The sequence below is a fragment of the Chryseobacterium sp. MIQD13 genome, assembly GCF_050496705.1.
GTDB lineage: Bacteria > Bacteroidota > Bacteroidia > Flavobacteriales > Weeksellaceae > Chryseobacterium.
In genome coordinates, this window is sequence record NZ_JBNWAF010000001.1 from 175696 (window position 1) to 187886 (window position 12191).

12 protein-coding genes are annotated in these 12191 nt (G+C 36.6%); 11 read left to right on the top strand and 1 reads right to left on the bottom strand.

Annotation, left to right across the window (positions count from 1 at the left end; translation table 11 throughout):
• The first annotated feature begins 47 nt into the window (after positions 1-47).
• The 4 genes from ACQWU4_RS00845 to ACQWU4_RS00860 all read left to right on the top strand — a co-directional run bounded on the left by ACQWU4_RS00845 (position 48) and on the right by ACQWU4_RS00860 (position 5331).
• Entirely contained in the window at positions 48-1214 is a 1167-nt protein-coding gene (locus ACQWU4_RS00845) for a hypothetical protein (protein ID WP_429933878.1), read from the top strand.
• Positions 1215-1238: 24 nt separating this feature from the next.
• A complete protein-coding gene (locus ACQWU4_RS00850) occupies positions 1239-1751 on the top strand; it encodes a hypothetical protein (protein ID WP_429933879.1) in 513 nt (170 codons plus the stop codon).
• A gap of 16 nt (positions 1752-1767) precedes the next feature.
• Complete coding sequence (locus ACQWU4_RS00855; protein ID WP_429933880.1) at positions 1768-2379, top strand: inorganic pyrophosphatase; 612 nt, start codon at positions 1768-1770, stop codon at positions 2377-2379.
• A gap of 216 nt (positions 2380-2595) precedes the next feature.
• The gene (locus ACQWU4_RS00860; RefSeq protein WP_429933881.1) at positions 2596-5331 is read left to right on the top strand and encodes a sodium-translocating pyrophosphatase; all 2736 of its coding nucleotides are present in this window, start codon (positions 2596-2598) and stop codon (positions 5329-5331) included.
• 187 nt (positions 5332-5518) lie between these two features.
• On the opposite strand, the gene ACQWU4_RS00865 is transcribed toward ACQWU4_RS00860, so the two are convergent.
• Positions 5519-6658, bottom strand: coding sequence for an aminotransferase class I/II-fold pyridoxal phosphate-dependent enzyme (locus ACQWU4_RS00865; protein ID WP_429933882.1), 1140 nt, complete (start codon positions 6656-6658; stop codon positions 5519-5521).
• Between the two features lie 88 nt (positions 6659-6746).
• On the opposite strand from ACQWU4_RS00865, the gene ACQWU4_RS00870 reads away from it, so the two are divergent.
• From ACQWU4_RS00870 to ACQWU4_RS00900, 7 genes are all read left to right on the top strand, one after another.
• The gene (locus ACQWU4_RS00870; RefSeq protein ID WP_429933883.1) at positions 6747-7790 is read left to right on the top strand and encodes a M28 family metallopeptidase; all 1044 of its coding nucleotides are present in this window, start codon (positions 6747-6749) and stop codon (positions 7788-7790) included.
• Positions 7791-7854: 64 nt separating this feature from the next.
• Positions 7855-8409 carry a TetR/AcrR family transcriptional regulator gene (locus ACQWU4_RS00875; RefSeq protein WP_429933884.1) on the top strand — a complete coding sequence of 185 codons (555 nt, stop codon included), beginning with the start codon at positions 7855-7857 and terminating at the stop codon, positions 8407-8409.
• 64 nt (positions 8410-8473) lie between these two features.
• Positions 8474-9283 (top strand): SDR family oxidoreductase, encoded by an 810-nt coding sequence (locus ACQWU4_RS00880; RefSeq protein ID WP_429933885.1) that lies wholly within the window; start codon positions 8474-8476, stop codon positions 9281-9283.
• Between the two features lie 80 nt (positions 9284-9363).
• The gene (locus tag ACQWU4_RS00885) at positions 9364-9816 is read left to right on the top strand and encodes a GNAT family N-acetyltransferase (RefSeq protein ID WP_429933886.1); all 453 of its coding nucleotides are present in this window, start codon (positions 9364-9366) and stop codon (positions 9814-9816) included.
• On the top strand, positions 9813-10175 hold the full coding sequence (locus ACQWU4_RS00890; RefSeq protein WP_429933887.1) for a glyoxalase: 363 nt from the start codon (positions 9813-9815) through the stop codon (positions 10173-10175). The genes ACQWU4_RS00885 and ACQWU4_RS00890 overlap by 4 nt, the downstream gene beginning before the upstream one ends.
• Before the next feature lie 15 nt (positions 10176-10190).
• Complete coding sequence (locus ACQWU4_RS00895) at positions 10191-10691, top strand: endonuclease V (protein ID WP_429933888.1); 501 nt, start codon at positions 10191-10193, stop codon at positions 10689-10691.
• 195 nt (positions 10692-10886) lie between these two features.
• Positions 10887-12185 carry a T9SS type A sorting domain-containing protein gene (locus tag ACQWU4_RS00900; protein WP_429933889.1) on the top strand — a complete coding sequence of 433 codons (1299 nt, stop codon included), beginning with the start codon at positions 10887-10889 and terminating at the stop codon, positions 12183-12185.
• The last annotated feature ends 6 nt before the right edge of the window (positions 12186-12191 follow it).

The window sequence follows — 12191 nt, forward strand, 5'->3', positions numbered from 1 at the left end:
AATAGTTTTTTTACTTTTGCATTCTTACTGATTAAATCAACACACAAATGAAGAAAACCGGAAATATTCTTGTTTTTATTTTTTCACTCTATTTATGCCTGATGTCGTACTATTTATATACTCATCAGTATTATAACGTAGATCTGGAGGCTTATGTAGGGCTTATTTACAAAGCTGAATATCCGGATATGAAAATAGAGGATATTCATAAAAAGGTATATACTGAATTAAAAAATACAAATCCAAAACTTTTCGGAATTACTCCACAGGACGAAGAAATTGCAATAGGGGAGAATACCTATTATAAAGTTCTTTCAGAAAATCCAAAAGCTTATGGGGAAGAACTGCAGCTGTTTTCCGTGAAGCCGTTTTATAATTTTGTCAATCTGATGTTCTTTAAACTGGGTTTTAAAGTTACAACGTCAATATTTTTAACTTCCATACTTTCTTATGTTCTTATTTTAGTATTAATATTCAGTTTCTTAATCAGAATTTTAAAAAATTATCCTTTAGCATTTATTATAACGACCTTGATTTCTCTGTTTAAGCCAATTTTGGAAGCCAGCAGGCATGCTTCGGCAGACAGTTTATCCTGTTTATTATTACTGTTGAGCCTGTATGCATTTGTGGTTAGGAAAAAACATCTTGCAGCTACGGTTTTTGCCATGCTTTGTATTTTAACAAGGCCGGAATATTTTATTTTATATTCATTTCTTTATATTCTGGTTTACTTTTACAGAAATACCCTTCAGATTAAAACGGCTAATGTATTTCTATCTTATGGCTATATATTCCTTTCCTTCTTTCTGATCCAGTATTTTAATCAGATTTCATGGTCCACTTTATTCATGAATCAGTTTACAAAAGTTCAGATTTATCCTATAACAAACCCTGATCCGTTCTACTTTCCGGATTATTTGAATTATATAAAGAAAACAATAATGCTGGATTTTAATGGTTCGTATTTTCCATTGCTTCTATTATTTATTGTCATTATTCTGGCAAATACATTTTCTTTGAAAAGTAAAAAAAGCTGGGCCCAGTCTTTGTTTTTTGCAGCTATTTACATCTCTGTATTTCTAAGATTTTTGGTTTTCCCGAGCCTGGCCAACAGAATGATGATAGGTTTTTATCTCATCATCATACTGTCTCTTATTTATATTCAGAATTCTAAGCGTGATATATTTAAAAACTCTTTAGAAGCCGGAAAATAATTAGTAATTTTGCCGTCTAAAATTATGGCTAGTTTTTCAGGATATCTACCGTATGCTTTTGCATTGATTATCGCAATTCCTTTTTTGGTTTTGCTGAGACAATTTGTACACTCGTACATCACCCTTAAAAATCAGGAGATCAAGCTTCTTTCCGTGAAATCAAACTCTGAAAATAAAGCACATTCCTATGAAAGAATGACCCTGTTTTTAGAAAGAATAAAGCCTTCAAATATCATCCAGAAATTTGATAAGGGTTTAGCAGTACATGAGTTTATCTATCTTACGGAAAAAACCATTAATGATGAGTTTGAATATAATTCTTCACAGCAATTATATATTACAAAAAGTTCTTGGACAAATATTGTAGATTCTAAAAATGCATTGATCGATTTGCTTCACAAAACCTATGACGGATTGAACGGAAATGCTGATCTTGAAGAGTTCAAAACCATTTTCATCATGAACTATATGGAAGGAAACGATTATATCGCAGCTACCATAGAAGACCTTAGAAGAGAAATTTTAATTATAACTTAAAAATAACAAATAAATAATGATTCCAAATTTTAAAGCACATCCATGGCACGGGATTTCTGCAGGTGAAGATGCGCCAAATGTTGTAAACGTATTCGTGGAAATCGTTCCTTCAGATACAATTAAATATGAAGTAGATAAAGAAACAGGATATTTAAAGGTAGACAGGCCTCAGAAATTTTCTAATATTATTCCCGCTCTATACGGATTTGTTCCAAGAACATACTGCCATAACGAAGTAATGAAACTGGCTGTGGAAGCCGGTGCAGATGATGTTACAGAAGGAGATCACGATCCGCTTGATATCTGTGTGTTGAGTTCTCACAATATCCATGCAGGAGGATTACTGATGGAAGCTATTCCAATCGGTGGATTCAAAATGATTGATGGGGGTGAAGCAGATGATAAAATTGTTGCAGTAATGATTAATGACCACGCATTTGGACATTTCAGAGATATTTCTGAGCTTCCTGAAGCAGAGGTAAAAAGATTAATGCACTATTTCTTAACGTATAAGAACTTACCGGATGAACCTGCAAAATGTAGAATTCATGAAGTATACGGAGCTGAACATGCTAAAAAAGTAATCAGAGCTTCTCAGAAAGATTATGCAGAAAAATTCGGAGGATAGTATTCTCTGATTTAATCATATAAAAGGATAAACGGCTTTCGTTTATCCTTTTTTGTTGAATAAAATTAAGGTACTTCCATTGTCAATTCAACCCTTAAAAATCCGGATATAAATTCTTTTTGGCTAAATATCACTTATAAAGGCTTAAATTTTTTAATGCTTTAGTAACAATTATTTATTATATTTAATTTTCTATTACCAAAAAAATATTAAACTATGGATCTATTTGTGTTAGTACCAATTTTTGGTGTTGTGGCTTTACTTTACACATTTCTTCAGAGTAACTGGGTAAGTAAGCAGAATGCCGGAAATGAAAAAATGAAAATTATCAGCGGACATATCGCTGACGGTGCAATGGCTTTTCTAAAAGCTGAGTACAAGATTTTAACCTATTTCGTAGTTGTAGTAGCCATATTACTGGCTGTGATGGGAGGCAGCAATTCCAATTCTCACTGGAGTATAGGACTAGCTTTTGCTGTTGGAGCTGTATTTTCTGCTCTGGCTGGTTTTATCGGAATGAAGATTGCCACAAAAGCCAATGTAAGAACTGCAGAAGCTGCAAAAACATCGCTTTCCAAAGCATTGAAAGTGTCCTTCACAGGAGGCTCAGTAATGGGAATGGGAGTTGCCGGACTGGCAGTTCTTGGTTTGGGCTCTCTTTTCCTGATTATTAAACAGATTTTTGCTCCTGATGCAACAGTAGATTCCCATGAAATGGAAAGAACGATCGAGATTCTTACAGGATTTTCTTTGGGAGCGGAATCCATTGCTCTTTTTGCAAGAGTAGGTGGTGGTATCTACACAAAAGCGGCAGACGTTGGAGCGGATCTGGTAGGAAAAGTAGAAGCGGGAATTCCTGAGGATGATCCCAGAAACCCAGCTACGATTGCCGATAACGTAGGAGATAACGTAGGAGACGTTGCCGGAATGGGAGCTGATTTATTTGGTTCATACGTCGCAACAGTACTGGCCACAATGGTTTTAGGTAGAGAAACAATGTCTGATGATTCTTTCGGAGGCTTTGCTCCTATACTTCTTCCGATGCTTATTGCCGGAACAGGGATTATTTTCTCTATGATAGGAACCTTGTTTGTGAGAATCAATGATAATGAAGGCTCATCTACTTCCAGTGTTCAGAATGCCCTTAATTTGGGGAACTGGGGAAGTATTGTGATCACAGCCATATCTTCTTATTTTTTGGTAACGTATATTCTTCCCGAAAAAATGACCCTCAGAGGACATGAGTTTACTAAAATGGGTGTTTTCGGAGCTATAATGGTAGGACTTGTTGTGGGTACTTTAATGAGTATCATCACAGAATATTATACAGCTATGGGTAAAAGACCTGTTTCAAGTATCGTGAGACAGTCTTCTACAGGGCATGCAACGAATATTATTGGAGGTCTTTCAGTCGGAATGGAGTCTACATTACTTCCAATCATTGTACTGGCAGGGGGGATTTATGGGTCTTACTTATGTGCAGGACTTTATGGAGTAGCTATTGCAGCAGCCGGAATGATGGCAACTACTGCGATGCAGCTCGCTATCGATGCTTTTGGACCGATTGCTGATAATGCGGGGGGAATTGCTGAAATGAGTGAGCTTCCAAAAGAAGTTCGTGAAAAAACAGATATCCTTGATGCTGTCGGAAACACAACAGCAGCTACAGGAAAAGGATTTGCGATTGCCTCTGCAGCATTAACGGCGCTGGCTTTATTTGCCGCCTTCGTAGGAATTGCCGGGATTGATGGTATTGATATCTACAGGGCAGATGTTTTGGCAGGCTTATTTGTAGGAGGAATGATACCGTTTATATTCTCGTCACTTGCCATTACCGCAGTAGGACAGGCCGCAATGGCTATGGTAGAAGAGGTAAGAAGACAATTCCGTGAAATTCCAGGGATTTTAGAGGGAAAAGCACAACCTGAATATGAAAAATGTGTAGCTATTTCCACGGATGCATCTATCAGAAAAATGATGCTTCCGGGAGCTATTGCCATTATTTCACCTTTGCTGATTGGGTTTATCTTTGGACCTGAGGTTTTAGGAGGATTTTTAGCCGGAGCCACCGTAAGTGGTGTTCTGATGGGAATGTTCCAGAACAATGCCGGAGGAGCCTGGGATAATGCAAAAAAATCATTTGAAAAAGGAGTTGATATCAATGGTAAAACTTATTATAAAGGTTCAGAACCTCATAAAGCTTCTGTAACGGGAGATACGGTAGGAGATCCGTTTAAAGATACATCAGGACCATCAATGAACATTTTGATTAAATTAATGTCGATTGTTTCACTGGTTATTGCGCCAACTCTGGCAGTATTGCATAAAGACAAAATTGAAGCTAACAGAAAAGCTAAGCTGGAAAGCCTGACCAAGGTATATAATGCAAGTTCAAGTACGGCACATGCAGGTATTGAAACGGTTCCTTCTGCTCCGAAAGAGATCAAAGGGCATCTTAATGAAAACGGAGACTTTGTTTATGAAACAGGAAACATTCAGGAGATTAAGCTGAAAGGTGGAAATACAATCACTTTGGGAGAAGGCAGCAGATTATTTCAATTGTACAATTCAATAAAGCAAAAAGATCAGACTGTAATAGATCCAAATAACTGGTATACGGTGGAAAATCTTTATTTTGAAACCGGATCAAGCGATCTTAAAGCCGGTTCAGAAGTTCAGCTGAATAATCTCGCCGAAATTCTAAATGAATATCCTGATCTGAAAATAAAATTAGGAGGTTATACAGATAATACAGGAAATGAGGAAAGTAACCAGAAATTATCAAATTTAAGAGCACAGACAGCAAAGCTGAAGCTTTTGGAATTAGGTATTTCATCTGACAGGGTAGAAGCTGAAGGATATGGATCCCAGCATCCGGTTTGTGAGGCAAATGACACGGATGAGTGTAAAGCAAAAAACAGAAGAATTGATGTAAGAGTCCTTTCTCTATAGATCAACGAATCAAATATATAAAGCACCGTTTCAAGCGGTGCTTTTTTAATATCAAGACTTTCCGGTTATAACCAGATCATCCGTGTCAATCTGTGAAATCTGTGGAAAAATAAAATTTCAAGATATTTTTCTTTTGCATTCCACAGATTTCACAGATTGACACGGATATTTATGTATTATGATACTTTTAAAGATTTTTCTGCAAATGTTCCAGAGCCTGAATAATCAATTCATCTTTTTTAGCAAAGCTGAACCGTACATAATCAGAGTTTTGCCTTGAATTATAAAATGCAGAAAGCGGAAGACATGCCGTTCCTTTCTCTATAGTCAACCATTTTGAAAATTCCACATCAGTCATGGTTTTAGAAACATTTCTGAAATTGACCACCTGAAAAACACTTCCCTCAGCCTTTTTTACAGCTGTTAAAGGCGTGAACGCGATCATTTCATTAAATATATCCCTTTTCCGCTGCATTGCATTCTTATTCTGAGAAGAATCAAATACTTCCAGATATCTGGCGAGAGCATGCTGGGCAGGAGCATTGGCACTGTAAGAAATATATTGTTGATGACATCTGAATTTTGATGTAAGGTATTCTGAAGCAAGTAAATAACTGACTTTCCAGCCGGAAGTATGAAACATTTTTCCAAAAGAAAAGATACAGAATGTTCTGTTTTTCAGTTCAGGATGAAGAAAAGAACTGTAATGCTCAATTCCGTCATAGCAGTAGGTATCATAAATCTCTTCTGAGATAAGGTAAATTTCCTGATGCTTTATCAAATCATGTAACTGATTCCAGTCGTTCTGTTTCCAGACGGTTCCCGTAGGGTTTTGTGGTGAATTAACAATAATGGCTTTTGTTTTTTCGGAAATGCATTTTTGAAATTTTTCCCAGTTTATGGTAAAATCATTATCAAGATCATAATAGACAGGAACACCGCCATTGAGAACAACAGAAGGGGCATAAGTATAATAGGAAGGCTGAATAATTATCACTTCATCTCCTTGATTTAAAATAGATTTAAGGGCTGTATGTAAAGCAAAAGTTGCACATGGAATAACAGTTACTTCATTTTCTTTAAGTTTGATGCTGTTTTTACGTGCTGCATTATAAGTAATAATATTACTGATGAGCATCGGATTTCCTGCAAGCGGTTCATACTGATGTTTATTGCAGTCTGCAGCCTCCTTCAGAAACGATTTCAATCGGTCATCAATATCAAAATCGGGAAGTCCTAAAGACAAGTCAAAACTATTATGTCTTGTGGCAAGTTCAGACATTTCCGTGAAAAAGGAATAATGTGTAAATCCGTAAATTTTATCCATCTATGTTGCATTTATATCAAATATAAGAAAAATAGACATTCGTTGAAGATTAAATAAAATTTGTTATTTTTAGGCAAATTATTGTCATATGAAAAAAATACTTATCCCGTTGTTGGGGCTGGCTGTAGTGGTCAGCTGCGGAACAGCGAAAACTTCCGAAGGAACACCAACCCAAACTACATCTGTAGCAAAAGGAGATAAAGCATTTCTTGCTGCATACAAGACTATTAAAGCTGATGAGTTAAAGAAAAACTTATATGTGATTGCTTCTGACGAAATGGGTGGAAGAGATACAGGAAGTCCGGGACAGAAGAAAGCGGGTGAGTATATGGTTAATTATTATAAAAGCCTGGGAATTAATCCTCCAAAAGCACTGGGATCTTATTATCAGAAAGTTCCAGCTGAATTTATGAAGAAAAGAGGTGGAGGTAATCTGCCTGATTCCGAGAACATCCTTGCTTTCATTGAGGGAAGTGAAAAGCCTGAAGAAATTGTAGTGATTTCTGCCCACTATGACCATGTCGGAACTAAAAACGGAGTCGTTTACAATGGAGCCGATGATGATGGAAGCGGAACCGTAGGTGTTATGCAGATCGCAAAAGCTTTTCAGGAAGCTAAAAAGGCAGGAAATGGTCCAAAAAGATCAATCCTGTTCCTTCATGTAACCGGAGAAGAGCACGGCTTGTTCGGATCTGAATACTATGCTAGTAACCCAGTATTTCCACTTGCCAATACCGTTGTGGATCTCAATATTGATATGATCGGCCGTGATGATGCAGAAAACAGAGGAAAACAGTATGTTTATGTAATTGGTTCTGAAATGCTAAGCTCTCAGCTTAAAGTCATTAACGAAGCTGCCAATAAGAAAACCAATAATCTGGAATTGAATTATAAATATGATGACCCGTCAGATCCGGAGCGTCTGTATTATCGTTCAGATCATTATAATTTTGCTAAAAACAATGTTCCGGTAGCATTTTTCTTTGACGGGATTCATGAAGATTATCACAAACCTACTGATGATCCTGAGAAAATTGATTATCCGTTGCTGGAGAAAAGAGCTCAGCTGGTTTTTGCTACTGCATGGGAAATTGCAAACAGAGCGGAAAGAATTGTAGTAGATAAAAAATAATATTTAAGAATAATTTAACAGCAAACATTGGAATACTTATTCCAATGTTTGTTATTTTTGTCAGGTGGAAAAGAAGGACCAAATAATTAATGCTGCAATGAGACTGCTTACAGAGAAGGGGGTACAGGCTACACCTATGTCTGCTATTGCCAAAGCTGCGGGTACAGGAATGGGGACCATTTATAATTATTTTTCCACAAAAGAAGAACTTATTAATGCTATTTATCTGTATATTAAAAATTTAGAAGTTCAGTTTATAACCAAAAAAACAGTTGATTCATCACTGAAAATTAAATTTTTAGATTACTATAAAGCATTTATAGATTTTAATGTCCAATATCCGGAATGTTTTGCTTTTATGGATCAGATGCAGAATTCACCAATTATTTCGTGCATTACCAAAGATAAAGGAAAGGCAGAATTTCTTTCAATCATAGAACTGATAGAAAAAGGTCAGCAGGAAGGAATTATTAAAAAGATGACCATACAGGCAGTTCTTCAGTTTCTTGGCGGAACAATGACAGCTTATGTCCGCTGGATGCTTAGTATTGAAGAGAGTGAAAGAGAAAAGCACCTTGATCAGCAATTAAGAATGGTTTGGGATGCTATAAAAGAATAAAAAAATTTAAATCAATATGGAATGAATGTTCATTCCATAATAACAATTACAAAATCATTACACAATGAAAACAATTTTTATTACCGGAACATCAACCGGATTAGGAAAAGCAACAGCAAAGCTTTTTGCAGACAAAGGATGGAAAGTTATCGCTACCATGCGTAAGCCCGAAAATGAAACAGAACTGAATCACATTCCCAATGTAAGCTTAATGGCATTGGATGTAACAGATAAAGAGCAGGTACAGAAAGTAGTTTCTGAAGTATTATCCAATAATGACGTAGATCTGGTCTTTAATAATGCAGGTTACGGTTTGGCAGGGCCTTTTGAAGGGGCGGATGAAGATCAGATATTCAGAAACCTTAATACCAATCTGCTGGGTGTCATGAGAGTGACTCAGGCTTTTCTTCCGCATTTCCGTGAAAAAAGAAAAGGAATGTTTATCTCCACAACTTCTATCGGAGGATCGGTAACGTTTCCTATGAACTCAGTGTACCATGCTACAAAATTCGCTTTGGAAGGCTGGAGCGAAAGTCTGGCATACGAGCTTGAACCATTTGGAATCACGGTGAAAACAGTAGCTCCGGGCGGAATTACTACAGATTTTGCCGGCAGAAGTCTGGATTTGTCCAAACATGATGCCTATGACGAAATATTTGCAAAAGTATATTCTGCTTTTACTAATCCTGAAAGACAGACTTCATACTCAACTGCTGAACAGATTGCAGAAGTAGTGTATGAAGCAGCTACTGACGGTAAAGATCAGATTAAATATATTGCAGGAAATGATGCAAAAGATTTGTTTTCACTGAGAAATTCAGTGGGGCAGGACGGCTTCCGGAAAGAAGTGAAGAAAATCTTCCTGGGTCAATAAAAAATGAAATTTCCGATATCAATACCAGAGCCTGTAAATTATTTTGCAGGCTTTTTCATTAAAATTAAATATATTTACTCATGCATACCATTGAAATCCGTGAAGCAAGACCGGAAGATATTCCGCAGATTCAGATCGTAAGAAATTCCGTAAAAGAAAATACCCTTTCAGATCCTGCATTGGTAACTGATGCAGACTGTAAGGAATTTCTGTTTGAAAGAGGAAAAGGCTGGGTGTGCGAAATTGAATCGAAAATTGTAGGTTTTTCCATTGTAGATTTAAAAGAAAACAATATCTGGGCGCTGTTTATGCACCCTGATTTTGAAAATCTCGGGATCGGAAGAAAACTTCATGATAGCATGCTTGACTGGTATTTTGAACAGACTAAAGAAGATCTGTGGCTGGGAACTTCTCCCCATACAAGAGCAGAAATATTCTACAGGAAATCCGGCTGGACCGAAACAGGAATGTACGGGAAAGGAGAAATCAAATTTGAAATGACTTATAATAACTGGAAAAACAGAAAATCATGAGACAGGGAGTGAAATCCATCAGACCATTCATTGGAGCTGAAAATTTTGAACTAAGCAGGAATTTTTACAGGGATCTCGGATTTGAGGAAGTGATTCTTGAATCTAAACTTTCCTTATTTAAAAGACAGGAAACAGGATTTTATCTTCAGGATTATTATGCCAAAGACTGGGTAGACAATACGATGATCTTTATGGAGGTTGAGAATACAGATGAGTTTTGGAAAGAACTCCTGACTTTGAATCTTACCGAAAAGTATGAAAACGTAAGGCTTACTCCGGTAAGAACAATGGAGTGGGGAAAAGAATGCTTTGTACATGATCCTTCCGGAATTCTGTGGCATTTTGGTGAATTTTTTTAATGCCGGAAAGGAAATATGATTTACGCTTTTGATACTTATTATTATGAGGACCATGCCAATACGGTATGTATTGCTTTTGAAGACTGGACCTCAGAAAATGAATCCGATATTTTAACTGAAAAAACAGATATCTCTTCTGAATACGAGAGCGGTGCTTTTTACAAGAGAGAGCTGCCGTGCATTTTAAGCTTATTAAAGAAAATTGAATTAAAAGAAGGAGATATTATTATAGTCGATGGCTATGTTACCCTTGATAATGATGGTAAAATTGGTTTAGGAGGCTATCTTTATGAAGCTCTGGAACAGGAGTATGCAATTATTGGGATTGCAAAAAATGAATTTGCCTCACCGGATTCGCAGAGAAGAAGTGTTTTAAGGGGAGAAAGTAAAACACCGTTATTTCTCACTGCAAAAGGAGCAGATGTAGATGAGATACTGCTGAAAGTAGCGCAGATGCACGGTTCTTACCGGATACCGTCATTGTTGAAAAAGCTGGACCAGCTTTCCCGGGCGTAGTTTTTACCTGCATATTGATTATTCTTATTTGAAATTCCACAATAGTATTTGTCTATTTTACATTTTTTTGAAGTTTGATTTAATTTATCTTTCTGATTTTTAAATTATTCTGTAAAAAGTGATAAATATCATTCGCTTCTTATTTTTATTAATTCTAAATAAATATAAATTTGTCCCAACAAAATAAAGGAATTAATGAAGAAATTATCTACTCTTTCTGCCGCAGTATTCTATATGATGATGAATGCACAATATTGCAACCCTGTATTTCAGTATGGGGCAGATAGTAATATGATCACCAATGTGAATTTTGGAAATATCAATAACACATCATCTTCTCAATCCGGAGGAGCTCAGGTTTATGAGGATTTTACTTCAATGTCTGCGGATCTTCAGGCCGGAAACAGTTATCAGATCTCTGTAAAAGGCCCTTCAAGTACTTTTCCAAGTGATGTTGTGGTTTTTATTGATTTTAATCAGAACGGTGATTTTAACGATGCAGGAGAAAGCCTTTACATCGGTAGGTTAGCAGCGGCTAATCCTTTTAATGCTTTTACAATAAACGGGACCATTACAGTTCCTGCCGATGCTGTATCTGGTACTACAAGAATGAGAGTACTGAAAAACACCAACACAGCAGCCTATTCCGATCCGAATGCACCCAACTCAATCAACACAGCGTGTGATACTGGTTTAAGGGCAGGACAAACGGAAGATTATACTGTTAATATTACAGGAACTCCTACAGTTTTTCCTTCGCCATACTGTGGGGCTGAAAATATTACAACTTTGACTGTCAGTGAAATTACAAAAGTGGAATTTACTGGAATTTCCAGAGAAAGTAATATAGATGGGACTTCAGACGTGATCGAAAACTTTACAAATACAGTTTTCAATGTGAATAAAGGAAGTTCTTATCCGATAACAATAACAGGAGGAACCCAGGGACAGACAACTGTTTCTGCTTACGCTTATATCGATTTTAACCATAATAATGTATTTGATCCGAACGAAGCATTTAATCTGGGTTACCTGGATAATTCTGATCCGGTTCCCGGTAAACAGACAGGGATAACATCCGGAACCATAGCAATTCCTGCTGATGCAATATTGGGCCAAACCCGTTTCAGAATTGTTAAAGCCTATGAATCCAGTTCATGGATGGGAACATTGGAAAATCTTCCATGCCCTTCAGGATGGTTCATCGGACAGGTTGAAGATTATACTTTGAATGTACTGGCATCTAATCTGGCTACATCAGAAGTAACAAAGAAATCTTCTGCAAAAATATATCCAAATCCTACATCAGGTTCTGCCACATTAAAAACAGATGAAAGACTTGAAAAATATGAGATTTATAATGTAGCAGGGCAGAAGCTTATGGAAGGAACATCAGATGTTGTCAATATGGAAAAATTTACTCCGGGAACATACCTGATCAGGATCCATACGAAAGACAAAAAAACAATTACAGAAAAAATCATCAAAAAATAGAAACAC